Genomic DNA, 26,392 nt, shown 5'->3' on the forward strand with positions numbered 1-26,392 from the left:
CTTTTCACGGCCTTTCGTCTCTGCTTAGGAATCAGATCATGACAGAAAACATCGGCGTACTCGGCAAGAAGTCCCCACGGCGTTCGGGCGTGGAACGCGTCGTGAATGCACCGCTGCCCACCGTGTACGGCAAATTCCAGGCGATCGGCTACCTGGACCACGACCGCGGTGACGAGCAGGTCGCCCTGGTGTACGGGGACATAGACAGCGACCGGGTGCTGACCCGGCTGCACTCCGAGTGCCTGACCGGGGACGCGTTCGGCTCCCAGCACTGCGAGTGCGGCGACCAGCTGGCCGCCGCACTGCGCGCGGTCGTCACCGAAGGCAGCGGCATCGTCGTCTACCTGCGGGGACACGAGGGCCGCGGCATCGGCCTGCTCGCCAAGCTGCGCGCCATGGCCCTCCAGGCGGAGGGCCTGGACACGGTCGAGGCCAACCTCGCGCTCGGACTGCCCGTGGACGCCCGCGACTACGGCGTCGCCGCCGGCATCCTGAGCGACCTCGGGGTGCGTTCGGTGCGCCTGATGTCCAACAACCCGCGCAAACGCGAGTCGTTGGTACGGCACGGCATCGAGGTCGCCGAGACGGTCCCGCTGCTGATCGAGCCGTGCGAGAACAACATCACCTACCTGCGGACGAAGCGCGAGCGCCTCGACCACGTGCTGCCCCACCTGGACGCGGTGGCGCACTGGTCCTGAGGTACCGGGTGGCCTCCGGGGGAAGGATCGGGGGAGACCGACAGGAGGTACACGCGTGAATCTTCGGGCCCAGGCAGTGATCATCGGCGGCGGGGTGATGGGGACCAGCATCGCCTGCCACCTCGCGAGCGCCGGCGTCCGCGACGTCGTCCTCGTCGAACGCGACGAACTCGCCGCCGGATCCACCTCGAAGGCCGCGGGCGGGGTGCGCGCCCAGTTCTCCGACGAGCTCAACATCCAGCTGGGCGCGCGCAGCTTGGAGGCCTTCGCCCGGTTCGGCGAGGAGATCGGCTACGACATCGGGCTGCGCCGCGTCGGCTACCTCTTCCTCCTCTCCACCCCCGAGGAGGTCGCCTCCTTCGAGGCGGGCGTCAGGCTGCAGAACCACCTCGGCGTGCCCAGCCGGATGCTGACCCCGAAAGAGGCGGCCCGGCTCTCCCCGCTGATCGCCACCGACGGGGTGCTGGCCGCCGCGTACTCACCGGACGACGGCCACTGCACGCCCGAGTCCGTCGTGCACGGCTACGCGGCCGCCGCCCGCGCCCACGGCGCCCGCGTCCTGCGCCACACCGAGGTCACCGGCATCGAACGGGACGGCCCCTACATCACGGCCGTGCACACCACCCTCGGCCGGATCGCCACCGAGACGGTCATCTGCGCGGCCGGCGCCTGGTCGCGGGCGGTCGGCGCGATGGCCGGCGTCGACTTACCGGTGCAGCCGCTGCGCCGCCAGATCGCGGTCACCGAAGCGGTGCGGGGACTGCCGCCGACGCTCCCCATGACGATCGACTTCACCACCAGCCTGTACTTCCACGCCGAGGGCCCGGGCCTGCTGCTCGGCATGTCCGACCCCGACGAGCGGCCGGGCTTCGCCACCGACACCCACGACCGCTGGATCCCGCGCCTGTACGCGGCGATGGAACGCCGGGCCCCGGCCCTGCTCGACCTGCGCCGCACCGGCGGCTGGGCGGGCCTGTACGAGAACACCCCCGACCACAACGCCCTGATCGGCGAGGCGCCCTCGGTCTCCCGGTTCCTGTACGCCACCGGGTTCTCCGGTCACGGCTTCCTCCAGGCACCGGCGGTCGGCGAGGTGGTCCGCGACCTGTACCTGGGCCGCGCGCCCTTCCTGGACGTCGGCCCGCTCGGCGCCGGCCGGTTCGCGGCCGACGCTCCGCGCCCGGAGTCGAACCTGGTGTGACCCGGGTGGGCGGCGTTCAGTCCAGGATCGCCTCGTGGACCAGTCGGCGCAGGTCCGGGAAGATCTTCAGGGTCTTCGGCCGGAGCTGCGTGTGGAACTGCACGGTCAGGTCGTGGGTGGGGTCGACCCAGAACGCGGTGGTGGCCGCGCCGGTCCAGCCGTAGGCGCCGGGGCTGCTCGGGGAGAGGGTGCGCTCCGGGTCGATCACCACGGAGACGCCGAGGCCGAAGCCGAGCCCGTCGTTGCCGGGTTCCTGGTGGACCGGGGCGCCGTAGGCCCGCAGATCGGCCCCGCCGGGCAGGTGGTTGCCGGAGAGCAGCCCGACCGAGGCGGTGGACAGCAGCCGGACGCCGTCCAGTTCGCCGCCCCGGCGGAGCATCTCCATGAACCGGTGGTAGTCGTACGCCGTCGCCGCGAGGCCGCCGCTGCCGGACAGGAAGCGGGGGCGGCCCCGCAACGGCAGCCCGGGGATCGCCTCGATGCCGCCGCCCTCGGTCTCGCCGTACAGCTCCGAGAGCCGGTCGGCCTGTTCGGGCACGATGTGCAGGCCCGCGTCCGGCATGGCGAGCGGCCGGAAGATCCGGTCGGCGAAGAACTCGTCGAGCCGCTGTCCGGAGACCACCTCGACGACGCGGCTGAGCACGTTGAAGCCGACGGAGTAGTTCCACTGGGTGCCCGGCTCGAACTGGAGCGGCATCCGGGCGTACACCGCCATCGCCTCGGCGAGGTCCGCGCCCGAGGGCACCGAGAACTCCAGGCCCGCCTCGCGGTAGCAGGCGTCCACGGGGTGCGTGTGGTAGAAGGCGAAGGTCAACCCGGCGGTGTGGGTGAGCAGATGGCGGATCCGGATCGGGCCGTCGGCCGGCCGGGTCACCATGTCGTCGCCCGCACCGGAGACGTGGACCCGCGGGGCCGCGAACTCCGGCAGGAACCGGTCGACCGGGTCGTCCAGGGACAGCAGCCCGTCCTCCACCAGCAGCAGCACGGCGACCGCGGTGACCGGCTTGGTCATGGAGTAGATCCGCCAGATGGTGTCCGCCTCGACCGGCAGTCCGGCCGCGCGGTCGCGGTGGCCCTGGGCGGTGAGGTGGGCGACCCGGCCGCCGCGTGCCACGGCCACCAGGTAACCGGGCAGCCGCCCTTCGTCGACGTAGTGGGCGAAGTGCTGGTCGAGGCGGTCGAGCGCCTTCACGTCCAGCCCCACCTCACCGGGGTCGACTTCCTGTCGCAGCTGTGCCATCGCTCTCCTTGGGTCGTGTCGTCCGCGGTGCGGTCCGACCTCGGACCTCATCGTCGCGCAGGAAGAGGGGAACGGTCCCGCTCATCCACGTGTGGTGTGACGGACGCTATAGAAGAGACACCGAAATGCGGACGGCCGGGGGCCCGTGCCGAACGGCGGGTCATGATGGTTCATCAGTTCCTGTCTGCCCGCGATGTCCCGCCCCGACTCCGGGCACGACCGGGGCGGCGCGGCGACTTGTGCGCCCGGCGCGCCGTACTGTGGCCCGGCGGCCTCCGTGAGGCCCCGGCGTGCGACGGCCGGGACACGTTCGGGAACGGCGCGGAGGCGGTGACGGGAATGCACGACGGACGCGGAGGGGTTCCACCCGACATGACCCAGGACGCTCTTCTGAAGCTGCTCGGCGAAGGACACGACGGGGTGCTGGTCACCCTCAAGAGCGACGGCCGCCCCCAGCTGTCCAACGTCAACCACGCCTACTACCCCGACGAGCGCACCGTCCGCGTGTCGGTCACCGACGGCCGCGCCAAGACCCGCAACCTGCGCCGCGATCCCCGCGCCTCCTACCACGTCACCAGCCCCGACCGCTGGGCCTTCACGGTCGCCGAGGGCACCGCCGAACTCTCGCCGGTCGCCACGGACCCGTACGACGCGACCGTCGAGGAGCTCATCCGCCTCTACCGCGACGTCCGCGGCGAGCACCCCGACTGGGACGACTACCGCGCCGCGATGGTCCGCGACCGCCGGCTGGTGCTGCGGCTGCGGGTGGAGCGGGCGTACGGCATTCCGCGCCCCTGACGGGCGGCGAGGCCGGGCCTAGGGCCTGTCTGACCATTCCCGTCCGCCTCGCGACGCCATGCACGCTCCGCCAGCCTTCGGCCGGGGGGACCCCCACTCGCCGCACCGGGCGCAGACCCGAGTACGTCCGGTACGAGGGCCTGCGCCCGGCACGCCGGGAGCACGCACCCGACGCCGCGAGGCCGCCCTCCGGGCGACGACGGGAATGGCCGGACAGGCCCTAGGACCTGTGGTCCAGGGCGATCGGCCGATGGTCGCGCGAGCGCCGGACACCTAGGCTGCCGAGGAGGGAACGGCAGCTCAGGAAGAGGTCACGATGTCCGTCAACGGCCGTAGTCACATCCGGATCGCCCGGCCCTCCCGGGACCTGGCGGCGGCCGAGCGGTTCTGGGTGCGGGGGCTGGGCCTCGGCGTGGTGTGGCGGGCCGAGGGCGGTTCCGAACCGGGCGAGCACGACCTGCTGATGGTGGGCTGGCCGGACGCCGGCTGGCATCTGGAGCTGGTGCACGAGCCCGCCCGGCCCGTGGAGCCGCGGCCCACCGAGGAGGACCTGCTGGTGGTCTACGTCGACGGGCCGGTGCCGGAGGACCTGGTGGCCCGGCTGGAGGAGCACGGCGGCAAGCGGGTGACCTCGCCGAACCCGTACTGGAACCAGTGGGGGATCACCGTCGAGGACCCGGACGGATACCGGCTGGTGCTCTGCGCGCGGGGCTGGTCCAACACGTGACGGGCGGTGGTCCCACGCATGGCGGCGGGTGCTTGCCGCCCGGCCGTTCCGGGACTAGCCTCCGCGCGTGATCAATGGGGCACATGTGGTGATCTACACCCGCGACGCCGAGGCGGACCGGGCTTTCCTGCGGGACGTGCTGGAGTGGCCGCACGTCGACGTGGGGCACGGCTGGCTGATCTTCCGGCTGCCGCCGGCCGAGGTGGCATGCCATCCGGCCGACGGCGAACCGTCGCACGAACTGATGCTGATGTGCGACGACCTGGACGAGACGGTCGCCGAACTCACCACCAGGGGAGTCGAGTTCAGCCGACCCGTCCAGGTCGCCGCCTGGGGCCGGGTGACGGGCCTCCGGTTGCCGGGCGGCGGCGAGGTCGCCCTCTACGAGCCGCGTCACCCGCGCGCCTAGGACCGCCCTCCTCCCGCACCCAGGTCTCCAGCCACTGCGCGAACTCGGCCGCCTTGTCCGGCCAGTTGAAGTGCGTCAGGGCCGCCTCACGGCCGCGCTGGGCCGCGGTGTGGCGCAGGATCGCGTCGGTGCTGAGCCGGCGTATCGCCTCCGCCGCCGCCCGCGGATCCTCGTACGGGACGACGATTCCGCAGCCGTGCCGCTCCACCATGTCCGCGGCCAGCGGGGTCGGCGTGGTGATGACGGGCACGCCGTGGGCCATGTACTCGACGACCTTGGTGGGCCGGGAATGGCGGTAGTTGGGCTGGTCGTGCAGGAGGGAGAGGCCGGCCAGGGCGCCCGGGAACAGGGCGAGGGCGCGGTCGTTGGGCAGGAAGCCGTGCCAGCGCAGGACGCCGTCCCGGTCGGCGGCCGTGAGCGCGTCCCGGACGTCGGGGTCGGCCGCGCCGGCCACCTCGACGCGCGGGCCGGGGCCCAGGTGCCGGGCCGTCTCTATCAGGTCCAGTGCGCCGCGCGCCCGTGACAGGTGGCCCACGTAGACGACCCGTTCGGTGCCCGGCGGTTCGGGTGCCTCGGCCGGGGCGGTGGTGAAGTTCGGCACCACGGGGTGGGTGCGGCGGAACCGCTCCTGGTAGGCGTCCTCGGCGAGCAGCAGCCGCAGATGGCGTTCCGCCAGCCGTTCGGCCGCGCGGACGCCGAGCCGCAGCGGTGGCCGCAGCGCCCTCGGCACCCAGCGTTTCATGGCGAGCGCGGCGGCGGTGTCCTCGTGGACGTCCCAGACGACCACAGGCCCGGTGCCGGACCGCCGCCAGCGGCGCAGGGTGCCGGGCAGGGTCAGCAGCAGTTCCGGGTCGTGCAGCAGGATCACGTCCGCCTCCGGCCCGCGCCGGGCCAGCAGGGCCCGGGCCGCGCCCACGGCCGCGCGGCGGCTGCGGCCCGCGGCCCTGGGCAGGTCGATGCCTTCGAGGTCCGGGCGGGGTCTTGCCTCGCGGGCCGAGAACGGCGCCGCGTAGACGACGTGGTGCCCGCGGTCCCGCAGGGCGGTGATCTGCCGGTGCAGGATGCGCGCGTCCTCGGGGTGGTGGACGACGGTGACGACGAGTATCCGCATCTGAGCGCCTTTCGACTCCGTGGCCCGGAGCGCTTCGACTCCGGGCCACGGAAGGGGAGTTGCCACACAGGTCCGGCAGCGGCCGGCTACAGCACCTCGACGCCGGGCCGGAAGATCCGCCCCCGGGTGTCGAAGAGCAGGCGGGCCTCGTCGCCGAGGGCCGGGAGGTCGTACGCGGAGTGGTCCTGGAGCAGGATCGTCAGGTCGTGCGAGCGCACCGCGGCCATCACGTCGGTGACCCGCGGCACGGCCTCCCCGTCCACGAACCAGGCCTGCACGAACGGGTCGTGGAAGGCGATCTCGGCCTCCCGCTCCCGCAGCAGCCGGGCCACCGGCACCGCCGGCGCCTCGCGCTGGTCGGCGACGTCCGGCTTGTAGGTGACGCCGAGGAGCAGCACCCGGGAGCCGTGCAGCGCCAGGCCCTCGTGGTTGAGCAGGTCCTGGGCGCGCCGGACGACGTACTCCGGCATGTGCGCGTTGATCTCCCGGGCGAGTTCCACGAACCGGAACTCGTAGCCGATCGAACGCACCTTGTAGGAGAGGTAGTTGGGGTCGATCGGGATGCAGTGGCCGCCCACCCCGGCGCTCGGCCGGAAGGGCTGGAATCCGAACGGCTTGGTGCCCGCGCAGCGGATCGCGTCCCACACGTCGACGTGCAACTCGCGGCAGAGGATGGCCAGTTCGTTGACCAGGGCGATGTTGACGTGCCGGTAGGTGTTCTCGAGAAGCTTGGCCATCTCGGCTTCCCGGGTGCCCTTCGCCTGCACCACCGTGTCGACGAGCTTGCCGTAGAAGGCGGCTGCCTTCGCCGCGCACGAGGGGGTGCAGCCGCCGACCACCTTGGGGGTCTGGCGCAGCCCGTGGGTGGTGTTGCCGGGGTCGATGCGCTCCGGGGAGAAGGCGAGCGCGAAGTCGTCGCCGGCCCGCAGCCCCGACTCCTCCAGGAGCGGTCTGACGATCTCCTCGGTGGTGCCCGGATAGGTGGTCGACTCCAGGACGACGAGCCGGCCGCGGCGCAGCCGGCCAGCGACCGCCCGCGCGGCGGAGGTCACCGCGCCCAGATCTGGGCCGCCGTCCTCGCTGAGCGGGGTCGGCACGCAGATCACCACGGTCTGCGCCCGGGCCAGGCACTTGTCGTCGGTGTACGCGGTGAACCCGGCCGCCCGCATCCGGGCGACGTCCTCGTCCGAGACGTCGTCCACGTGGGAGTGCCCGGCGTTGAGGCCCTCCACGACCCGTGGGTCGAGGTCGAGCCCGGCCACTCTCAGGCCGACCAGCGACGCCTCCCGCGCCAGCGGGAGTCCGACGTAGCCGAGCCCGATGACGGCCAGTTCAAAACTGTCGGTCTCTTCCTCGTCCCCGAGCGATGCGCTCGATTCCCCGAGCGGTACGGCCTTTTCGACCTGCATAGGGATTCACTCCGCCCTCGACGGCAGCAACTGCGGACGCCGTATGGATCCGAAGGGCCCGGACGGTGAGCAGTGGTTCCGGGCGCGGGGTCTCAGACACATCCAAGAGCGCGGTACGCCTCTCGGGTCGTGGCAGCGACCCTTTTCCAGGTGCGTTCACGCGCCACCAGCGCGCGGGCGGACTCTCCCCATTCGTCCCGCCTTTTTCGACTGTAAAGCAATACTTCGAGAGCTTCTGCCCAAGCCTGTGGAGATCCGGGCGGGATCAGCCGCCCGTTCACCTCGTCCTGCACGAGTTCGCGCAGGGCCGTGAGATCACTGGCCGCCACGGGAAGACCGCTCGCCATCGCCTCGACCGGCTTGAGCGGGGTGACCAGACGGCAGACCCGCTCGTCGGTGCGCGGCACCGCGAAGACGTCGAGAACGGCGTGGTAGGCGCGTACTTCGCGGTGCGGCACGCGACCGGTGAACAGGGCGGCGCCGGCGGCAAGGCCGAGCCGCTCGGCGAGCGCCTGGAGCCGCCCGCGCTCGGGCCCGTCGCCGACGATCAGCAGCCGCAGCGGGACCCCCCGGCGGCGCAGCTCGGCACCCGCATGGAGCAATGTGCCGATTCCCTCGTGTGGAGTAAGGGTGCTCACGGTGCCCACCACGAAGTCGTCCGCCGCGATGCCGAGCCGGGCGCGCAGTTCCGCCCCGTCCGGCGGCGGCGCGAGGAACGCGTCGTCCACCGCGTTGGGCACGATCAGGACCCGTTCCGCGGGCACCCCGCGGCCCACGATCTCGGCCTTCATCGCCGTGCCCAGCGTCAGCACCAGGTCCGCCCCGCGCATGCAGTACGTCTCCAGGGCGCGCCGGGCCCGGTACGACGGGTCGTCCGTGCCGCGGCCGGGCGCCTGGGTCAGCCAGGTCTCCTCGAGGAAGCCCCGCACCTCGTACACCACCGGCAGCCCGTAGGTCTCCCGCAGGGCGAGCGCCACCCGCCCGTTGCCGTGGTCGGTGGCCGCGTGCAGCACGGCGGGCCGCAGCCGCTCCACCAGGCGCCCGGCCAGCTCGGCGTTGCGGGCCAGGACCGCCCCCTGGCCGTAGGGCAGCCCGTACGGCAGCAGCCGGTGCTGCGGCACCCCGTTCACGACCTGCCACGGACTGGCGTCAAGCACGCCCTGCGCCACCGGGAACCCGATCCGGGTCACCACGTGCGGATCGAGCCCGGCGGCCCGCTGGGCCTCGGCGAGCGCCTGGGTGCGCACGGTGTAGCCGGCGTGCCTGAACGGCAGCCCGTTGGTGACCAGATGGAGCACCCGGCCCGGCTCGGGCCGCACCGCCCGCCCGGCGGGCGCCGGTACCCGGGCGGCGGACGGGCCGGCGGTGGGCCCGGCCGTACGGGCCCGGGCGGCGAGCCGCTGCTCCACGGGCCGCAGCCCGCGCCGCACCCGCCCCGGCAGCAGCCGCACGCCGAGCAGCGCGGCCCGGGCGGGGTCCTGCCGCAACTCGCCCCAGGCGACGGATGCGGCCAAGCTGAGTGCACGGGGGATCCGGGAAACACGGCGCGGCAGGCGAAGAGACGGACGTCGGGCCATGTCGCCAAGGTAGGCCGACAGAGCGGAGAACGTACGACATGAACGGCCGCGTACTCCATGTCGTAGGGACCAGGCCGAACTTCGTGAAGGCCGCGCCCGTCGTCGCCGCCCTGCGCGCGACCGGGCACGACCAGGTCCTCGTGCACACCGGTCAGCACTACGACGAACGGATGTCGCACGTCTTCTTCCGGGAGCTGGGCCTGCCCGCCCCGGACACCGACCTCGGCGTCGGCTCCGGCAGCCACGCCCGGCAGACCGCGGACCTCCTGGTGGCCCTGGAGGGCGAGCTGCTGGCCCGCGCCCCGGCCCTGGTCGTCGTCTACGGCGACGTCAACTCCACCCTGGCCGCGGCCCTGGTCGCCGCCAAGCTCGGCATCCCGGTCGCCCATGTCGAGGCGGGGCTGCGCAGCTTCGACATGGCGATGCCGGAGGAGGTCAACCGGCGCCTGGTCGACCAGCTCGCCGAGCTGCTCTTCGTCACCAGCCCGGAAGCCGTCGGCCACCTCGCCCGCGAGGGCGTCGCCGCGGACCGGGTGCACTTCGTCGGCAACCCGATGATCGACACCCTGCTCACCCATCTGGAGCATTTCGACCCGGCCGCCGCCCGCGCCGCCCACGCGCTGCCCGAGCGGTACGGCGTGGTCACCCTGCACCGCCCGGCCAACGTCGACGACCCCGAGGCCGCCGAGGCCGCCGCCCGCGCCCTCACCGAGGCCGCGACCCACCTCGACCTCGCGGTGCCGCTGCACCCGCGCGGCCAGGCGGCGCTGCGCAGGGCGGGCCTCGCCGACGCGCCCGGCATCCACCTCCTCGAACCGCTCGGCTACGTCGAGTTCATGGGCCTGGTCCGCGGCGCCGCCGCCGTGATCACCGACTCGGGCGGCGTGCAGGAGGAGACCACCGTGCTCGGCGTGCCCTGCCTGACGCTGCGCACCACCACCGAACGCCCGGTCACCGTCACCCACGGCACCAACCGCCTGGTCCGGCACGGCGAACTGGTGCCCGCCCTGCGCAAGGTCCTGGACGGGCGGGCCGCGGCCGACCCGGAGGGACCACCGCTGTGGGACGGCAAGGCCGGCCCCCGGATCGCCCGCGTGCTCACCGAGTGGCTGGAGCGCCATGACTGACGCCACCCGTACCTACCCCGAAGCCCCCCTCACCTACTGGGACACCCGGCACCGCGAACGCGACGACCTCGCCTCCGGCGGCCACATCGGCCTGGACCGGCCAGGCAACGAGATCTTCTACGCGATCCGGCTCGGCCAGCTCCTCACCCTGATCGGCGACCTGTCCAGCCCCGCCGCCCCGCTCTTCGTCCTCGACGCGGGCTGCGGCAAGGGGCACTTCGCCCGCTCGCTGGCCCGCTGCGGCCACCACGTCGACGCCTTCGACGCCAGCGAGGCGGCCGTCACCCACGCCAGGACCGAGGGCGGCGGCCCCCGCTACGCCGTCGCCGGGCTCGACGAGTGGCGCAGCCCCTGGCTCTACGACGTGGTGATGTGCGTCGACGTCCTCTTCCACCTCCTGGACGACGCACAGTGGGCGGCGAGCCTGCGCAACCTCGCCTCGCTCGTCCGGATCACCGGCCGGCTGATCGTCACCGACGAGAACACCGACGCACCCGTCCCGCGCGGCGACTACATCCTGCACCGCCCGCTCGCCGCCTACCGCGAGGAACTCGATCCCCTGGGCCTGAGCCACACCCTCTTCCGGCCCTACGGCTTCCGCGAGAACCGGGTCGGCTTCCACGTCTTCACAAGGACCCGCTGATGCGCCTGACCGATCTGCTCCACCCGCACCTGGACGACGTGACCTCGGTCGTGGACGCGACGAGCGGCGGCCTGCGTCTGGACCCCTACCTGCACCTGCCGCCCGGCGTCGAACTGCGCCGGCACGGGGAACCCGTCGGCGAAGGGGAGCTGATGCTCCTCTGCTACGGCCCCGACCTCGCCCTGCACGGCGCGGAGGCGGACTGCCTGGCCGCGCTGGAGCGGATGCGGCCCGGCGGCCGGGGCCTGATCGTCTTCGGCCACCCCGGCACCGACCTGCCCTACCACCGGCTCCTGGACGCCCTGGTGGCACACCGCTGCCAGGTGCTGCACGCGGCCCCGGTCGGCTACACGCACCTGCACGCCGGCGCGGTGTTCGCCTGCACCGAGGAACTCCTGCCGCCGCACGACTGGTTCGGCCACCCGCTGCCGGCCGACGGCTTCGCCACCGCCCTCCGCATCGCCGACGAGTACGTCCTCGCCGACTTCGTCTCCCGCTCCCAGCGGGCCCGCCTGATCGACCTGGAGCGGGCCGCCGAGGAGACCGCCCGCGCCCTGGAGAGCGCCCGCGAGGACGGCCTCGCCGAACGGCTCGCCGCCGCCGTCCGGGACAAGGACCAGCTCTCCTCCGCGCTGCGCCGGGCCCGGGAACGGACCGGCGTACTGGAGGCGCGGGTGGCCATGCTGGAGGGCTCCACCTCGCTCCGGGTCGGCAAGGCACTGGTCTCCGCTGCCCGGTCGCCCAAGCGCCGCGCGGCCCGGCTGCCGGGCGAGCTGTACGGGCTGTGGCGGCAGCGGAAGGCCAAGGGCCGCCCCGCCGGCCTCCGGACCACCGCCTCCGCCTCCGCGGCCGCCTCCGCCTTCGCGCCGGAGGCGCAGGCCGACGACCGCTTCCACCTCGCCCACCGCGCCCTGTCCGTGGCCCCCCGCGACCGGCTGGTGATCACCGGCGTGCTCACCGACCGCACCGCCCGGGACTTCGCGGCGGACGCCGTGGTCAGCCGGGTGCTGCCGCACGACGGTCGGCTGCTCGTCGAGCGCACCGACCCGGACGTCCTCCTCGTCCAGCTGAGCGCCTGCGCCGCCCAGGACGGACCCTGGTCGCTCACCGGCACCGGACTCGCCCCCGACCTGGACCGGCGGCTCGCCGAACTGGTCTCCCAGGCCAGGGGGCTGGGCCGTACCGCCGTGCTGTGGCGGGACGGCCCGGCGTCGTCCGCCCCGGGCCTGTCCCTGCTGCCCTGGGACACCGTCCTCGACGGCGACACCGGCACGGCGCTCTTCCGCCTCGACCCGGTCACCGACGGCCGGGACCGGCTCCGGGACGTCTTCGTGCAGGACAGCCCCCGGGTCCGGCTGGCCCGGCTCGCGGCCCTCACCGGCGGCCCCGACCCCCTTGCGGAGCGCCGGATCGCCGTCCTCGCCGCGCCCCGGGACGCCACCGACGTGGCCCGGCTCGTCGCCCAGGCGCTCGGCCAGCTGCACCGGCCGGCCGAGGTGGTCGTCGCCGACCCGGCCGGCCTCGCCCTCGACGAACTCACCGCCGCCTCGGTCGCCGTGCACGCCGGGCCCCCCACCGCACCCTGGGTCGCCGACTGGACGGACCTGACCGAGGACCGCCCGGACACCCTCCTGCTCGACCTGCTCTGCGCCCAGGAGTTCTCGGGCGCCGACGCGGTGGGCCACACCCCCGCCGCCGACGACTACGCCTTCGTACCGGCCCTGAGACCGCTGCTCGTGCGCCGCTCGCTCCTGGACTCCGGCACCCCGCAGGACAGCTGGTCGCGGGCCGGGCACCGCCTGTTCGCCGTGCGTGGAAAGGAACCGTCATGACCCGCACCCTCAGGGCGCTCGTCTACGGCGACGTGGACCTCAACCTCATCGACGGCTCCGCGGTCTGGGCCCAGTCGACGGTCCAGGCACTCTCCCGCGCGGGCTGCCGGACCCGCCTCGTCCTCAAGGCCCCGGTCGAGACGGGCCGGTTGACCGACCCGCTCGCGGGCCTGCCCGGGGTCACCGTGGTGCGGCCCTACGAGGAACACCTGGTCCCCGGCCAGGGCGCGCACCCCCTCTCGCCGTTCCAGGCCTCGCAGTTGCTCGCCCGACTGGACGCGGAGGAGCCCTGCGACCTGCTGGTGCTGCGCGGCCGCCGGCTGGTCAAGCAGATCGTCGGGGACGGCGCCTTCGACGGCCGTATCTGGGCCTACCTCACCGACATCCCGCAGTCCCCGGCCGACATGACCGAGGAGGCCCGCGCCGACCTCGCCCGCATCGCCGCCGCCTCCCGGCAACTCCTCTGCCAGACCGAGGAGTTGCGCTGCTTCCTGGAGGCCTGGGTGCCGGAGGCCTGCGGCCGGTCCGTGCTCTGCCCGCCCGCGGTGCCCGAGCCCGGCTTCCCGGTCCCGGCCCGCAGCGGCCTGCACGATCCGGTACGCCTCGTCTATACCGGCAAGTTCGCGCCCCGCTGGAACACCCTGCCCATGACCCGGCTGCCCGCGATGCTCGCCGAACGCGGCATCCGCACCGAACTGCACGCCGTCGGCGACAAGATCCACAAGGATCCGGGCCACCCCGGCTTCGACACCGCCATGGCCGAGGCGCTGCGCACCACCCCCGAGGTCGTCCACCACGGCGGCGTGCCGCGCGAGGAGGCCATGCGCCTCGCCGCCGACTGCGACCTCGGCCTCGGCTGGCGCGACGCCTCCCTCGACGCCAGCCTCGAACTCTCCACCAAGGTGCTGGAGTTCGGCTCCCTCGGGCTGCCCGTCGTGCTGAACCGGACCCCCGCCCACGAGGCCCTGCTCGGCGCCGACTACCCCCTGTTCGTGCCGGGCACCGCCGGCCTCGCGGACGCGGCGGACGCCGTCGCTCTCGCCGTACGCGACACCGCGGCCCGGCAGCTCGCCGCCGACCGGTGCGCGGCGGCGGCCCGCGAGTACACCATGGAGGCCGCGGCCACCCGCTGGCGCGGCCACCTCGACCGCGCCTTCCCCGCCGCACCCGCCGCCGTCGCCACCCGGGCCCGCCCGCTGCGGGTCGGCGTCGCAGGGCACGACCTGAAGTTCCTCACCCGCCTCCTCGACCACCTCGGCGCGCTGCCCGACCTCGACGTCCGGATCGACGCCTGGCCCGCGCTCGCCCGGCACGACGCCGCCGCCAGCCGCGAACTCGCCGACTGGGCCGACGTGGTGGTCGTCGAATGGTGCGGCCCGGCGGCCATCTGGTACAGCCGCCACAAGCGGCGCGGCAGCCGGCTGATCGTGCGCCTGCACCGCTTCGAACTCGACGCCGGATACCCGCGCCAGGTCGACATCGACAACGTCGACCGGGTGGTGTGCGTCAGCCCCTACTACGCCCGCGCCACCCGGGACCGCACCGGCTGGCCCGCCGCGAAGATCACCACGATCGGCAACTGGGTCGACGTCGACCAGCTCGACCGGCCCAAGGCGCCCGGCGCCCGCCACCGCCTCGGCATGATCGGCATCGCGCCCAGCCGCAAACGCCTCGACCTCGGCCTCGACGTCCTCGAAGCGCTCCGCGCCCGCGACCGGCGCTGGCACCTCTCGGTCAAGTCCAAGCCGCCGTGGGAGTACTGGTGGATCTGGAACAAGCCCGAGGAACGCGAGCACTACGACGCGATCCTGCGCCGCATGCAGACCTCGCCGCTCCTCGAAGGGGCCGTCGTCTTCGACCAGTTCGGCCCAGACGTCCCCAACTGGCTGCGCCGCATCGGCCATGTGCTCTCCACCAGCGACGACGAGAGCTTCCACCTCTCCCCGGCCGAGGGCATGGCCTCCGGCGCCGTACCCGCGCTGCTGCCGTGGCCGGGCGCCGACGAGATCTACGACCGGCGCTGGATCCACGACACCCCCCAGGCGATGGCCGACGCCATCGCCGGGCTCGCCGAGCAGGAGGACTGGCGGTCCGCCGGGGCGACGGCCCGCGAACAGGTGCGGGAGGGGTTCTCGCTGGAGCGGGTGGCGGAGGACTGGACGGAGCTGCTGGTGTCCGGGTGAGTCCGCCTGAGTCCCGGCGAGACCGCCGGGCGCGTGCGGACCCCGTGCCCGGCGGTCTCGCCGGGCACGGGGTCTTCGTCGTCCTTCGCGCGGGTGACGCGTCGTCAGCGGTGGGTGACGCGCTGTCCGGGGAGCCGTCAGGCCGCCGACTCCTGGCGGCCGGCCGGCTCGGGGAGCAGGCGGGCGCCGAGGCGGTCCTGGCTCGGCCAGCGGACGTCGTGGGCCCAGCCCAGCTTCTCGAAGATCCGGATCAGGCGGGCCGACGGGTCGATCTGGCCCGGCAGGACACCGTGGCGCGCGCCCGTCGGGTCGGCGTGGTGCGAGTTGTGCCAGCTCTCGCCGAAGGACAGCAGAGCCAGCGGCCAGAAGTTGGTGGCCTTGTCCCGGCTGGCGAACGGACGCCTGCCCGCGACGTGGCAGACCGAGTTCACCGACCAGGTGACGTGGTGCAGCAGGGCCATCCGCATCACCCCGGCCCAGAAGAACCCGGTCAGCGCGCCGGCCCAGGTGCCGGTGACGAGCCCGCCGACCAGCGCGGGGGCGAGGAGGGAGACGACGGTCAGCGGCCCGAAGAGCCGGCCGATGAGCCGCAGGTCGCGGTCGGCGTCGATGTCGGGCGCGAACCTGGCCCGGTTGCTCAGCTCGCGCTTGAGCATCCAGCCGATGTGCGCGTGCAGCAGCCCCTTGAGCAGCGCGCGGGTGTCGGTGCCGAAGCGCCAGGGCGAGTGCGGGTCGCCCTCGCGGTCGGCGAAGGCGTGGTGGCGGCGGTGGTTGGCCACCCACTGCACCGGCGAGCCCTCGACCCCCAGCGAACCCGCGACCGCCAGCGCGATCCGCAGACCCCGCTTCGCCTTGAACGAGCGGTGCGTGAAGAGCCGGTGGTAGCCGACCGTGAGGCCGAAGCCGGACACGAGGTAGGCGACCACGGCCATGGTGACGTCCAGGGCCGACAGGCCCCGCCCCCACAGCAGCGGCACCGCGACGACCAGGCAGAGCAGCGGGCCGACCACGAAGATCCACATCGCGACGCCCGCCGCGGCGTTCTGTGGGGCGTCCAGGAGCGGCTTGACCCCGGCCGCGGTGCCGGCGTCGCCTTCGGTGACGGTCTGTTCAGAACGGTCAGCTGTGCTCGGGCTCATCGGTTCCCCGCCGTTGCTCAAGGATGTCGGACACGGTGCCGCCTACCGCCCACGATCGCACCGAACGGCATCGCCGCAGGTCATCGCTCATGTCCAGGGTGTGAACGGCGTGGGACCAAATCTCCTTCGAGCCGGACGGCGACGGTCCGCCCGGGCGCCGGCCCGGGCGGACGTGTGCCTGCATCGCACGGCGGACGAGGGTCAGGCCGTCACGGTCTCCGGCCGGGACGCCTCGCGGGGGGTGCGGGACCCGAGGTCCTCCGTGGCCACCGTGTGGGTCTCACGGGCGGACAGCGCGGCGATCACCGGCGGCACGCACAGCGCGGCCGTGAACAGCGCCACCGCCGACCAGTCGTCGCCGCCGGGACCCGCGATCTGCGCCGCGAAGGTCACCGCGAACCCGGCCACCGCGAAGCCGATCTGGGTGCCGATCGCCATGCCCGACAGCCGTACCCGGGTCGAGAACATCTCGCCGTAGAAGGACGGCCAGACACCGTTGGCCGCGCTGTAGACGACACCGAAGGCGACGATCCCGAGCAGCATGATCAGCGGGTACGAGCCGGTGGAGATCGCCCACAGGTAGCCGAACATCGCCACCGCGCTGCCCACCGCCCCGATCAGGTACACCGGCCGCCGGCCGATCCGGTCCGACAGCGTCGCCCACGCCGGGATCGCGCCCAGCGCCACCAGGTTCGCCAGCGCACCCACCCACAGCATCGACGTCTTCGACATCCCGACCGAGTCGCTCGTCGCGTAGGCCAGCGCCCACACCGTGAAGATCGTGCTCACCGAGGCGATCAGCGCGCCCCCGACCACCCGCAGCACGTCCGCCCAGTGGTAGCGCACCAGCGTCACCAGCGGCAGCCGTACGACACCCTCGCCCGCCGCCTGCTCGGCGAAGGCCGGGGTCTCCTCGAGCCTGCGCCGGATGAACCAGCCGGCCACGGCCACCGCGACACTCAGCCAGAACGGCACCCGCCAGCCCCAGGACATCAGCTGGTCCTCGGGCAGCTGGGAGACCGCGATGAAGACCAGGGTGGCGATCAGCTGACCGCCCTGCGTGCCGCCGAGCGTGAAGCTGGTGAAGAAGCCGCGCCGGCGCGGCGGCGCGTGTTCCAGAGTCATCGAGCTGGCGCTGGCCTGCTCGCCCGCCGCCGAGATGCCCTGCAGCACCCGGCAGAGCACCAGCAGCACCGGAGCCAGGCCGCCCACCTGGGCGCGGGTCGGCAGACAGCCGATCAGGAACGTCGACAGGCCCATCAGCAGCAGCGTGAAGACCATGATCTTCTTGCGGCCGATCCGGTCCCCGAAGTGCCCGAGGAACAGCGCGCCGACCGGGCGGGCCGCGTACGCCACCCCGAACGTGGCCAGCGAGAGCAGGGTCGCGTTGGCCGGGTCCGACTCGTCGAAGAAGACCTTCGGGAAGATCAGCGCGGCGGCGCTGCCGTAGATGAAGAAGTCGTAGTACTCCAGGGCGCTGCCGATCCAGGCGGCCAGAGCGGCCTTCTTCGGCTGGCCACCCGGTGGAACGGCGGTGGCGGCGGGCTGGGCGGGGACGGGCACGGCGGTGCTCCTTCGGGGAACTCCAACGTAGGCGGAGTGAGCGGCGGGGGAGAAGGCCGGTTCCCAGGGATGACGGGGTCGGCGGACCAGGGGCCGGGTGCTAATTAACCCACTGGGTAGTTAGTCGCGATGGGTACGGATGTTGCGCTCGCGTTTCCCCGGTGTCAAGAGGTCGTGCCGGACACTCCGGTGCGACGGTCAGTCCGCCGCCCGTTCCGCGGTGAGGTAGGCGATCACCATGTCGCCGAGCATCGTCCGGTAGTGCGCGCGCTGCGCGGGGTCCACCAGGTCGCGGCCGAAGAGGGCGCGGAAGGTGGCCCGGTTCGCCACCCGGAAGAAGCAGAACGAGCTGATCGTCGCGTGCAGGTCGACGGCGTCCACGTCGGCCGTGAACAGGCCGGACTCCTGCCCGGCGGCCAGGATCCGGCGGATCACCTCAAGGGCCGGCGAGCCCATCCTGCCGAGCTTCTCGGAGGCCGCGATGTGCTCGGCGCCGTGGATGTTCTCGATGCTGACCAGCCGGATGAAGTCCGGGTGCTGCTCGTGGTGGTCGAAGGTCAGCTCGGCCAGCCGGCGGATGGCCGCCACCGGGTCCAGATGCTCGACGTCCAGCTGCTGCTCGGCCTCGCGGATCACGCCGTACGCGCGCTCCAGGACCGCCGTGAACAGCTGCTCCTTGCCGCCGAAGTAGTAGTAGATCATCCGCTTCGTGGTGCGGGTGCGGGCCGCGATCTCGTCGACGCGGGCCCCGTCGTACCCGGCCCGGGCGAACTCCTGGGTGGCCACGTCGAGGATCTCGGCCTGGGTGCGGGCGGCGTCACGGAGCCGTCCGTTGGTCTGTGCCGGTTCGTCGACGCTGGTCATCGGGTTCCTATCGGGTGCCTTCGCAGGGGTGGCCGGTGCGGAGATTCTAGAAGCCCCCGCCGGAGGCGTTCGCGGAGAGGTCTTCCCCTGTCGCGGTCTCCGGTGTTATAGCTAACGTACTAGTTCGTACATTAGCTATGCCGCTCTGGAGGGCCACGTGGCCAAGGACTCGTATCTCGTCGGACTGATCGGTTCCGGTATCGGCCCCTCGCTCAGCCCGGCCCTGCACGAGCGCGAGGCCGACCGGCAGGGACTGCGGTACGTGTACCGGCTGATCGACATCGACGTGGTCGGCGTTCCGCCGGAGGCCGTGGGGGAGCTGCTGCGGGCGGCGCGTGACCTCGGCTTCGACGGGCTGAACATCACCCACCCCTGCAAGCAGCTGGTCATCGAGCACCTCGACGCCCTCTCCCCGCAGGCCGAGGCGCTCGGCGCGGTCAACACGGTGGTCTTCGAGGCCGACGGGAGGGCCGTCGGCCACAACACGGACGTGACCGGGTTCGCGGCGTCGTTCGCACGCGGGCTGCGGGACGCCTCGCTGGAGAGTGTCGTGCAGCTCGGCGCCGGGGGCGCGGGGGCCGCCGTCGCGCACGCGACGCTCACGCTGGGGGCCGAGCGGGTCACCGTCGTGGACGCGCTCGCCGACCGGGCCGTCGATCTCGCGGGCTCGCTGAACCGGCACTTCGGCGCGGGGCGCGCGGTCGCCGCGACGCCGGACCGGTTGCCGGAGCTGCTCGCGGGCGCCGACGGGCTGGTGCATGCGACGCCGACGGGGATGGCCGCGCATCCGGGGCTGCCGGTGCCCGCGGAGCTGCTGCGGGCCGGGTTGTGGGTGGCCGAGGTGGTGTACCGGCCGTTGGAGACGGAGCTGGTGCGGACCGCTCGGGCGTTGGGGTGTGCGGTGCTGGACGGGGGCGGGATGGCCGTGTTCCAGGCGGCGGATGCGTTTCGGTTGTTCACGGGGAGGGAGCCGGACGCTGCGCGGATGCTGGCCGACATCGCGGAGCTGGCAGAGAGTTCGGCGGGTCAGGTTGTGTGACGGGTGCGGGCCGGTGGGGGTTGATCGCGCAGTTCCCCGCGCCCCCAAAAAAAGCAGGGGGTTGCAGTGAACGTGAGGAAAAAGGTCATGCGGACTTCCATTGCCACCGTTTCGCTCAGTGGGTCGCTCACCGAGAAGCTGACCGCCGCCTCCCGGGCCGGGTTCGACGGGGTGGAGATCTTCGAGAACGATCTGCTGGCCAGTCCGCTCCCGCCCCGTGAGATACGGGCCCGGTGCGCCGATCTGGGGCTGACCGTCGACCTCTATCAGCCCATGCGGGACATCGAAGCCATCCCCGGCGACGAGTTCGCGCGCAATCTGCGGCGCGCGCGGCACAAGTTCGGGCTGATGCGGGAGCTGGGGGCCGACACCGTGCTCGTCTGTTCCTCCGTGTCGCCGCTCGCGATCGACGACGACGGTCTCGCGGCCGAGCAGCTCTCCCGACTGGCGACGCTCGCGCAGGACTTCGGCGTCCGGGTCGCCTACGAGGCGCTCGCCTGGGGGCGGCACGTCAGTACGTACGACCATGCCTGGCGGATCGTCGAGGCGGCAGGGCACCCCGCGCTCGGGACGTGCCTCGACAGCTTCCACATCCTCTCGCGGGGGTCCGATCCCAAGGGCATCGAGGACATCCCCGGGGAGAAGGTCTTCTTCCTGCAGCTGGCCGACGCCCCGCTGCTGGCCATGGACGTGCTCCAGTGGAGCCGGCACTACCGGTGCTTCCCGGGGCAGGGCGGGTTCGACGTCGCCGGGCTCGTGCGGCACGTGCTGCGCACGGGGTACGACGGGCCGCTCTCCCTTGAGGTCTTCAACGACGTCTTCCGGCAGGCCGAGGCCGGGCCGACCGCCGTCGACGCGCACCGTTCGCTGCTGGTGCTCCAGGAGGCCCTCGGGGTAGGGGAGTTGCCCGTGCCGGTCGTGCCGACTGGGGTCGCGTTCGCCGAACTGGTCACGCCGGACGCCGAACCGGTCTCGGCGCTGCTCGGCGCCCTCGGCTTCGCCAGGACCGCCCGGCACCGCAGCAAGCCCGTCGACCTGTGGGAGCGGGGCGCGGCCCGGATCCTCGTCAACACCGGTCCCGCCGCCCGCCGCGACGGCACCGGGCTCGCCGCGATCGGCCTGGAGTCACCGGACCCGCGGGCCGCCGCCCGCCGCGCCGAGGCCCTGCTCGCCCCCGTGCTGCCCCGCCGCCGCGCCCCCGAGGACGTCCCGCTCGACGCCGTCGCCGCCCCCGACGGCACCGAACTGTTCTTCTGCGCCACCGGTCGGGATCCGGAACTCCCCGACTGGCGGGCAGACTTCACCGACGTACCGCACATTCCGCCGGCCACCCCCGCGCACATCGACCACCTCGCGCTCACCCAGCCCTGGCACCAGTACGACGAGGCGGCCCTCTTCCACCGCAGCGTCCTCGGCCTGCACGCCCAGGAGAGCGTCGACGTCGCCGACCCCTACGGGCTGCTCCGCTCCCGCGCCGTCACCAATGCCGACGGCAGCGTCCGGATCGCCCTCGGGGTCGGCGCGGCCCCGGCCGACGACACCCTGCACGCCCAGCACATCGCCCTGGCCGTCCCGGACGTGGTCGCCGCGGCCCGTGCCTTCCGGGCGGCCGGCGGCGCTCTGCTGCCCATCCCCGCCAACTACCACGACGACCTCGCCGCCCGGTACGAGTTCGCCGACGGCGAGCTGGAGACGTACCGCGACCTCGACATCCTCTACGACCGGGAGGCGGGCGGGGTCTTCCGGCACTGCTACACGCGGACCGTCGGACGGGTGTTCTTCGAACTGGTCGAGCGGGACCCCGGATACCGCGGTTACGGCGCCCAGAACGCCCCGGTGCGCCTCGCGGCCCAGCACACCCGGCGGTGAGACACAGGCGGGGTTCAGGATTCTTACAGCTTCCATGGGCAATACTCACGAACATCCTGAATGTTCCTTGACAACCCGGACGTGACGTTCGCCGGAATCCCGTCGTCCTACAGGCCGTAGCACTCCGGGGCGCTTGGGAAGCCCCGGACACCGGGAGTCCTGGAGGCCGTCCGCGATGCCGAGCCCTGTCAGCGCCGAGCCGCTCGTCCGAGTCGAGGGGCCGCCGCCCCCGCCGGCCCCGGCGCGGAGCCGTACCCAGCGCTACGAGCGCCCGATCCTCGCCGGCATCGCCACCGTCGCCGCGCTGTTCTTCTTCTGGGGCATCTGGCACAGCGCGTACCACTCCTTCTACGCGAGCGCGGTCCGCAGCATGACCGACAACCCGGTCGCCTTCCTCTACGGCTCCTTCGACCCGGGCAACTCCATCACCCTGGACAAACTGCCCGGCTTCCTGTGGCCGCAGGCCCTGTCGGCGCTGGTCCTCGGCTTCCACCCGTGGTCCCTGGTGGTCCCGCAGGCCCTGGAGGGCGTGGCCTCGGTGGTCCTGCTGCACGTGGTCGTACGGCGCTGGGCCGGCGTACCGGCCGGGCTGCTGGCCGCCGCCTTCCTCACCCTCACCCCGGTGACCGTGGGCCTCGGCCGCTCGGTCACCGAGGACGCGCCGTTCGTCCTGCTGTTGCTGCTGGCCGCCGAGGCCACCCAACGGGCCACCGCCCGCGCCCGGCTGCGCACCCTCGTCCTCGCGGGCGTCTGGGTCGGGGTGGCGTTCCAGTGCAAGATGCTGGAGGCCTGGGCGGTGCTGCCCGCGCTGGCCGTGACCTACCTGGTGGCCGCGCCGACCACCCTGCGCCGCCGGATCCGGGACCTCGCCGTGTCCGGGGCGGCCACGCTCGCGGTGTCCCTGTCCTGGATGCTGGTCGCCGGCCTGACCCCGGCCGCCGCCCGCCCCTACCTGGACGGCACCACCGACAACGCGCCGGTCGCCCTCGTCGTCGGCTACAACTTCCTGACCCGCTTCCAGGCGCTGGGCGTCGACGCGGCCGGCACCGGGAGCATCGTCACCGACCGGACGCACGGCAGGGCCTCGACGGGCATGGGGGAGAGCGTCTGGAAGATGTTCAGCCCCGGGCTGGCCAGTCAGACGGGCTGGCTGTACCCGCTGGCGGCGCTGGGCCTGGCCGCAGGGCTGTACGGCCTGTGGCACCGCCGCCCGCAACGCACCGATCCCTTCCTGGCCGGGTACCTGCTGTGGGGCGTCTGGCTGGTGACGTTCTTCCTGGTCTTCAGCTTCGGCAGCGTGACCGGACACACCTACTACATGGGTGTGGTCGCGGTCGGCCTGTCCGCCCTGGCCGCGACGGCCGTGACCCGGGTGCGGCGCCGGGGCGTGCTGTGCGCGGTCCTCGCCGTCAACGTCGGCTGGTGCGCGGCCCTCACCCTGTACTACCCGCGCTTCTTCACCTGGTCGGTCGGTGTCGCCGCGGTCCTGGCCCTGCCGGCGCTGGTCCTCTTCGCCGTCGGCGGGCCACGTCCGCGCAGGACCGCCCTCGCCGTCGCCCTCGCGGCGGTCCTGGTCGTCCCCACCGTCTGGTCCGCTTCCGCCATGTCCCTGCGCTACAACCAGCCCGGCGGGTTCGGCCGGATCGGCCCGGGCAGCATCGCCACCCGCAACGGCGCCTCCGCCCTGACCCCGGACCAGCAGCGGGTCCTCGCCTACCTCACCGCCCACCGGGACGGCGCCCGCTACCTGGCCGCCGTGCCCCGCTGGCAGATGGCGGCGCCGTACATCCTCTCGGACAACGCCGCCATCCTCCCGCTCGGCGGCTTCACCGCCCACGTGCCGTACCCCGCGCCCGGCACCTTCCACCACCTGATCGACACTGGCCGGCTCCGCTACGTCCTGCTCTCCGCGGCCGACCTCACCCACCGCGCCCGGGGCGCGAAGACCCCGGGCCGGGCCCTGGTCCGCTGGGCCGTCGGGCACTGCGCGCCCGTGCAGGTCTCGCGGTACACGCTGTACCGCTGCGGACCGGGCCACGGCGGGTGACCGCGCCGAAGGGTCAGCCGATCTCCGTGAACACGAAGGAGAACTCGGCCGGTCCGGCGTGCAGTTGGTACTGCGGCAGGACACCCGGCCCGCAGGACTGCGAGCCGATGCCGTGCTGGCCGTGGTCCAGGTTGACCCACACGGTGTCACCGGGCGTCAGACCGGTGCGATGCGCGGCGGCGTCCAGCTGCTCGGTGGTCCAGCGGCGGGCCGTGAACCAGAACTCCGGGTCGCCCTCGATCCGCAGCCCGCCGAGCTCCGCCCAGCGGACGTCCGCGCGGGCGCCGTTCTCCTGCGGACGGAGGTACGGCGTCTGCAGGCCGTCCACCGTCGACTCCCAACGGCCCACCATCGAGGCCGACCTGGTGTCCGGGTACGCCTCGCCCGGTCCGCCGCCGAACCACCGCACACGGTCGGCCGCCGTCAGCCCGAGGCGGACGCCGAGCCGGGGCAGCGGCACCGTCCAGTCCCCGTCCGGGGCCACGGACACGGTGAGCCGGAGCCGGCTGCCGTCCGTGGTCCAGCGGTAGACCGTGACCAGCCCGAACTCCCAGGCGGCGGGCGCCACCCGGGTCCGCACGGTCAGCGCGTCACCGGTCTGCTCCACCGCGTCCAGGCGGTGGCGCATCCGGTGCAGGCCGAACTTCCGCCACAGCGCGCCGTAGCGGATGTCGCTCTGCCAGGCGGCACCGTCGTCGTTGTCGGTCGGAGCCCGCCACACGTCCAGCCGCGGTCCGGTCACCGCCACCGAGCCGATGCTCCGCAGCGCGCCGCTGCGCGCGTCGAAGACGGCCGGACCGAGGGTGATCGACCCGTCGCCGGACGCCACCGGTCCGGCGGAGGCGGCGAAGGCCGGCAACTGCCGCCCCGAGACGGGGAACTGACCCCACGCCACGACATGACCGCGCGGTCCCCAGCCCGCGTCGGCTCCCAGCACCGCCCGTACCGTCCACTGCGTCTCGCCGCTGCCGGCCGCGACCGGCGGCTCCGGCAGCTTCACCTCCGCCGACCCACCGGCCGCCAGGGCCGGTACGGCCAACGGGCCCGACTCGACGGTCTCGCCGCCGACCTGGTACGACCACTCGAAGTCCAGCGCGGACAGGTCGGCGAAGTCGTACCCGTTGGTGACGCGTACGGTCCCGTCCGCGCCGTCGCCGTCGATCCGGACGGGCTCGATCACCTTCTTGTACTCCACAAGCCCGGGGGAGGGCTCCCGGTCGGGGAAGACCAGCCCGTCGCAGACGAAGTTCCCGTCGTGCAGCTCCTCGCCGAAGTCGCCGCCGTACGCGTACCCGTACCGCTCGTCCTTGATGCCGTGGTCGATCCACTCCCAGATGAAGCCGCCCTGGAGCCGGTCGTACGACTCGAAGATCCGCTGGTAGTCGGCGAGGCCACCGGGGCCGTTGCCCATCGCGTGCCCGTACTCGCAGAGGATGAAGGGGAGTCGACGGCGCTTGTGGGTGCCGCCGTCCAGTTCCCGGCCGATCCGCTCGACCTCGGCGTTGTCGGCGTACATCCGGGAGTACACGTCCGTGTCACGGCAGTCGATGTCACCCTCGTAGTGCACGAGCCGCGACGCGTCCCGGCCGTGGATCCACTCGGCCATCGCGGTCAGGCCCCGCCCGGTGCCGGCCTCGTTGCCCAGGGACCAGATCACCACCGACGGGTGGTTCTTGTCGCGCTCGACCATCCGGGCGGCCCGGTCGAGCAGCGCCGGGGTCCAGCGGTCGTCGTCGACCGGGTTGTCCCGCCAGGCCTGCTCGGTGAAGCCGTGGGTCTCCAGGTCGCACTCGTCGATCACCCACAGGCCGTACTCGTCGCACAGGTCGAGGAAGGCCGGGTGCGGCGGGTAGTGCGAGGTGCGGACCGCGTTGACGTTGTGGCGCTTCATCAGCAGCACGTCCGCGAGCATGGTCTCCGGGTCGAGGGCCCGGCCCTTCTCGTGGTGCCACTCGTGCCGGTTGACGCCCTTGAAGAGGACGGGCCGCCCGTTGACCTTGATCAGCCCGTCCTCCAGCACGACGGTCCGGAAGCCGATCCGCAGCGGCACCCGCTCGCCCTCGGTGGCCAGCACCCCGTCGTACAGCCGCGGGGTCTCCGCCGTCCACGCCTCCACCGGGACGGTGACCGGTTCGCCGGTGGCGACGTCGATCCCCAGCTCCGGCACGGTGACCCGGCCGGCCACGTCGGAGTCGACGCGCAGCGTGCCCGCGCCGTCGACGTGGTCGTAGGAGGCGTGCACGAAGAAGTCGAGGGCGCTGCCGGCCGGGCGGTGCAGCAGGGTCACGTCCCGGAAGATGCCGGGCAGCCACCACTGGTCCTGGTCCTCCAGGTAGGAGCCGGCCGACCACTGGTGGACGCGGACGGCAAGCACGTTCCCGGCCGGCTTCAGCAGCTGCCCGACCGCGAACTCGTGCGGCAGCCGGGAGCCCTTGAACTCGCCGATGTCCGTGCCGTTCAGCCACACCCGGGCGCAGGACTCGACCCCGTCGAAGCGCAGGACCGCCCCGCCGTCCGCCAGGTCCCAGCCCTCGGGCAGGTCGAAGAACCGCAGGTGGTCACCGGTGGGGTTCTCGGTCGGGACCCTGGGCGGATCGACCGGGAACGGGTAGAGGTGGTTCGTGTAGATCGGCGCGCCATGCCCCTGGAGCACCCAGTGCCCCGGGACCGAGACCTCCGCCCAGCCTCCGGCGTCGTACCCCGGCTCGGCGAACGCGTCGTCCTCGGCGTCGGCCGTGGGCGACAGGCGGAAGCGCCAGCCGCCGTTGAGGGAGAGGGACTCGGCGTCCGAGACGGGGTACCAGGCGCGGGGCGGCAGGGCCCCGGAGCCCGGTGAGACGTCCTCTACGTAGTCGACGGCCGTGGCAGAGCGGAAAGACATCGGTCTCCAGGTCTTTCGAGGTGTGTTCGCGGCGG

Annotated in this window: 20 protein-coding genes; 12 read left to right on the forward strand and 8 right to left on the reverse strand. The window is 73.1% G+C overall.

Going from position 1 to position 26,392, the window contains the following annotated elements; translation table 11 throughout:
* Positions 1 to 38 precede the first annotated feature (38 nt).
* Together ribA and ACGF5O_RS44005 are read left to right on the forward strand one after the other, a co-directional pair.
* A complete protein-coding gene (ribA, locus tag ACGF5O_RS44000; protein ID WP_362594758.1) occupies positions 39 to 698 on the forward strand; it encodes a GTP cyclohydrolase II in 660 nt (219 codons plus the stop codon).
* 55 nt (positions 699 to 753) lie between these two features.
* Positions 754 to 1,899, forward strand: a complete 1,146-nt coding sequence (locus tag ACGF5O_RS44005) for an NAD(P)/FAD-dependent oxidoreductase (protein ID WP_393815565.1) — start codon at positions 754 to 756, stop codon at positions 1,897 to 1,899.
* 16 nt (positions 1,900 to 1,915) lie between these two features.
* Here the strand turns inward: ACGF5O_RS44005 and ACGF5O_RS44010 are convergent, their stop codons facing one another.
* Positions 1,916 to 3,139: a serine hydrolase domain-containing protein gene (locus tag ACGF5O_RS44010; protein ID WP_393815566.1), complete on the reverse strand. Its 1,224-nt coding sequence runs from the start codon at positions 3,137 to 3,139 to the stop codon at positions 1,916 to 1,918.
* 372 nt (positions 3,140 to 3,511) lie between these two features.
* Here ACGF5O_RS44010 and ACGF5O_RS44015 point away from each other — a divergent pair, with 372 nt between their 5' ends.
* The 3 genes from ACGF5O_RS44015 (at position 3,512) to ACGF5O_RS44025 (ending at position 5,073) form a co-directional block, all read left to right on the forward strand.
* Positions 3,512 to 3,937: a PPOX class F420-dependent oxidoreductase gene (locus ACGF5O_RS44015; RefSeq protein ID WP_393815567.1), complete on the forward strand. Its 426-nt coding sequence runs from the start codon at positions 3,512 to 3,514 to the stop codon at positions 3,935 to 3,937.
* 316 nt (positions 3,938 to 4,253) lie between these two features.
* On the forward strand, positions 4,254 to 4,664 hold the full coding sequence (locus tag ACGF5O_RS44020) for a VOC family protein (protein ID WP_393815568.1): 411 nt from the start codon (positions 4,254 to 4,256) through the stop codon (positions 4,662 to 4,664).
* A gap of 67 nt (positions 4,665 to 4,731) precedes the next feature.
* Positions 4,732 to 5,073, forward strand: a complete 342-nt coding sequence (locus ACGF5O_RS44025; protein ID WP_393815569.1) for a VOC family protein — start codon at positions 4,732 to 4,734, stop codon at positions 5,071 to 5,073.
* Here the strand turns inward: ACGF5O_RS44025 and ACGF5O_RS44030 are convergent.
* From ACGF5O_RS44030 to ACGF5O_RS44040, 3 genes are all read right to left on the reverse strand, one after another.
* A complete protein-coding gene (locus tag ACGF5O_RS44030) occupies positions 4,970 to 6,184 on the reverse strand; it encodes a glycosyltransferase (RefSeq protein ID WP_393815570.1) in 1,215 nt (404 codons plus the stop codon). The two genes, ACGF5O_RS44025 and ACGF5O_RS44030, sit on opposite strands and share 104 nt — an antisense overlap.
* A gap of 86 nt (positions 6,185 to 6,270) precedes the next feature.
* Entirely contained in the window at positions 6,271 to 7,593 is a 1,323-nt protein-coding gene (locus ACGF5O_RS44035; protein WP_393815571.1) for a nucleotide sugar dehydrogenase, read from the reverse strand.
* 92 nt (positions 7,594 to 7,685) lie between these two features.
* Entirely contained in the window at positions 7,686 to 9,107 is a 1,422-nt protein-coding gene (locus ACGF5O_RS44040) for a glycosyltransferase family 4 protein (RefSeq protein WP_393815572.1), read from the reverse strand.
* A 101-nt stretch (positions 9,108 to 9,208) separates the two neighbouring features.
* Here ACGF5O_RS44040 and wecB point away from each other — a divergent pair, with 101 nt between their 5' ends.
* From wecB to ACGF5O_RS44060, 4 genes are read left to right on the forward strand one after another with little or no spacing between them, the layout of a single operon-like run.
* Positions 9,209 to 10,297, forward strand: a complete 1,089-nt coding sequence (wecB, locus tag ACGF5O_RS44045) for a non-hydrolyzing UDP-N-acetylglucosamine 2-epimerase (RefSeq protein WP_393815573.1) — start codon at positions 9,209 to 9,211, stop codon at positions 10,295 to 10,297.
* Positions 10,290 to 10,940 (forward strand): class I SAM-dependent methyltransferase, encoded by a 651-nt coding sequence (locus ACGF5O_RS44050; RefSeq protein ID WP_393815574.1) that lies wholly within the window; start codon positions 10,290 to 10,292, stop codon positions 10,938 to 10,940. Before wecB ends, ACGF5O_RS44050 begins: the two co-directional genes overlap by 8 nt.
* Entirely contained in the window at positions 10,940 to 12,772 is a 1,833-nt protein-coding gene (locus tag ACGF5O_RS44055; RefSeq protein ID WP_393815575.1) for a hypothetical protein, read from the forward strand. Before ACGF5O_RS44050 ends, ACGF5O_RS44055 begins: the two co-directional genes overlap by 1 nt.
* Positions 12,769 to 14,955: a glycosyltransferase gene (locus tag ACGF5O_RS44060; RefSeq protein ID WP_393815576.1), complete on the forward strand. Its 2,187-nt coding sequence runs from the start codon at positions 12,769 to 12,771 to the stop codon at positions 14,953 to 14,955. The genes ACGF5O_RS44055 and ACGF5O_RS44060 overlap by 4 nt, the downstream gene beginning before the upstream one ends.
* 137 nt (positions 14,956 to 15,092) lie before the next feature.
* On the opposite strand, the gene ACGF5O_RS44065 is transcribed toward ACGF5O_RS44060, so the two are convergent.
* The 3 genes from ACGF5O_RS44065 to ACGF5O_RS44075 form a co-directional block, all read right to left on the reverse strand.
* Positions 15,093 to 16,094: an acyl-CoA desaturase gene (locus tag ACGF5O_RS44065; RefSeq protein ID WP_393815577.1), complete on the reverse strand. Its 1,002-nt coding sequence runs from the start codon at positions 16,092 to 16,094 to the stop codon at positions 15,093 to 15,095.
* A gap of 201 nt (positions 16,095 to 16,295) precedes the next feature.
* The gene (locus ACGF5O_RS44070) at positions 16,296 to 17,657 is read right to left on the reverse strand and encodes an MFS transporter (RefSeq protein WP_393815578.1); all 1,362 of its coding nucleotides are present in this window, start codon (positions 17,655 to 17,657) and stop codon (positions 16,296 to 16,298) included.
* A gap of 198 nt (positions 17,658 to 17,855) precedes the next feature.
* Positions 17,856 to 18,521, reverse strand: a complete 666-nt coding sequence (locus ACGF5O_RS44075) for a TetR/AcrR family transcriptional regulator (protein ID WP_393815579.1) — start codon at positions 18,519 to 18,521, stop codon at positions 17,856 to 17,858.
* A gap of 157 nt (positions 18,522 to 18,678) precedes the next feature.
* On the opposite strand from ACGF5O_RS44075, the gene ACGF5O_RS44080 reads away from it, so the two are divergent.
* The 3 genes from ACGF5O_RS44080 (at position 18,679) to ACGF5O_RS44090 (ending at position 23,476) form a co-directional block, all read left to right on the forward strand.
* The gene (locus ACGF5O_RS44080) at positions 18,679 to 19,560 is read left to right on the forward strand and encodes a shikimate dehydrogenase (protein WP_393815580.1); all 882 of its coding nucleotides are present in this window, start codon (positions 18,679 to 18,681) and stop codon (positions 19,558 to 19,560) included.
* Positions 19,561 to 19,647: 87 nt separating this feature from the next.
* Complete coding sequence (locus tag ACGF5O_RS44085) at positions 19,648 to 21,429, forward strand: bifunctional sugar phosphate isomerase/epimerase/4-hydroxyphenylpyruvate dioxygenase family protein (protein ID WP_393815581.1); 1,782 nt, start codon at positions 19,648 to 19,650, stop codon at positions 21,427 to 21,429.
* Between the two features lie 175 nt (positions 21,430 to 21,604).
* Complete coding sequence (locus ACGF5O_RS44090) at positions 21,605 to 23,476, forward strand: ArnT family glycosyltransferase (RefSeq protein WP_393815582.1); 1,872 nt, start codon at positions 21,605 to 21,607, stop codon at positions 23,474 to 23,476.
* A gap of 13 nt (positions 23,477 to 23,489) precedes the next feature.
* Here the strand turns inward: ACGF5O_RS44090 and ACGF5O_RS44095 are convergent, their stop codons facing one another.
* Entirely contained in the window at positions 23,490 to 26,357 is a 2,868-nt protein-coding gene (locus tag ACGF5O_RS44095) for a glycoside hydrolase family 2 TIM barrel-domain containing protein (RefSeq protein ID WP_393815583.1), read from the reverse strand.
* Positions 26,358 to 26,392: the final 35 nt, after the last annotated feature.

It is taken from the genome of Streptomyces sp. NPDC048291, from assembly GCF_043201715.1.
Taxonomy (GTDB): Bacteria; Actinomycetota; Actinomycetes; order Streptomycetales; family Streptomycetaceae; genus Streptomyces.

Excerpts from the sequence above, each read along its gene's own strand:
- ACGF5O_RS44055 (WP_393815575.1), top strand. The coding sequence starts at position 10,940 with ATGCGCCTGACCGATCTGCTCCACCCGCACCTGGACGACGTGACCTCG.
- wecB (WP_393815573.1), top strand. The coding sequence starts at position 9,209 with ATGAACGGCCGCGTACTCCATGTCGTAGGGACCAGGCCGAACTTCGTG.
- ACGF5O_RS44035 (WP_393815571.1), bottom strand. The coding sequence starts at position 7,593 with ATGCAGGTCGAAAAGGCCGTACCGCTCGGGGAATCGAGCGCATCGCTC.
- ACGF5O_RS44075 (WP_393815579.1), bottom strand. The coding sequence starts at position 18,521 with ATGACCAGCGTCGACGAACCGGCACAGACCAACGGACGGCTCCGTGAC.
- ACGF5O_RS44050 (WP_393815574.1), top strand. The coding sequence starts at position 10,290 with ATGACTGACGCCACCCGTACCTACCCCGAAGCCCCCCTCACCTACTGG.
- ACGF5O_RS44060 (WP_393815576.1), top strand. The coding sequence starts at position 12,769 with ATGACCCGCACCCTCAGGGCGCTCGTCTACGGCGACGTGGACCTCAAC.
- ACGF5O_RS44015 (WP_393815567.1), top strand. The coding sequence starts at position 3,512 with ATGACCCAGGACGCTCTTCTGAAGCTGCTCGGCGAAGGACACGACGGG.
- ACGF5O_RS44085 (WP_393815581.1), top strand. The coding sequence starts at position 19,648 with ATGCGGACTTCCATTGCCACCGTTTCGCTCAGTGGGTCGCTCACCGAG.
- ACGF5O_RS44010 (WP_393815566.1), bottom strand. The coding sequence starts at position 3,139 with ATGGCACAGCTGCGACAGGAAGTCGACCCCGGTGAGGTGGGGCTGGAC.
- ACGF5O_RS44020 (WP_393815568.1), top strand. The coding sequence starts at position 4,254 with ATGTCCGTCAACGGCCGTAGTCACATCCGGATCGCCCGGCCCTCCCGG.
- ACGF5O_RS44095 (WP_393815583.1), bottom strand. The coding sequence starts at position 26,357 with ATGTCTTTCCGCTCTGCCACGGCCGTCGACTACGTAGAGGACGTCTCA.
- ribA (WP_362594758.1), top strand. The coding sequence starts at position 39 with ATGACAGAAAACATCGGCGTACTCGGCAAGAAGTCCCCACGGCGTTCG.
- ACGF5O_RS44030 (WP_393815570.1), bottom strand. The coding sequence starts at position 6,184 with ATGCGGATACTCGTCGTCACCGTCGTCCACCACCCCGAGGACGCGCGC.
- ACGF5O_RS44090 (WP_393815582.1), top strand. The coding sequence starts at position 21,605 with ATGCCGAGCCCTGTCAGCGCCGAGCCGCTCGTCCGAGTCGAGGGGCCG.
- ACGF5O_RS44065 (WP_393815577.1), bottom strand. The coding sequence starts at position 16,094 with ATGAGCCCGAGCACAGCTGACCGTTCTGAACAGACCGTCACCGAAGGC.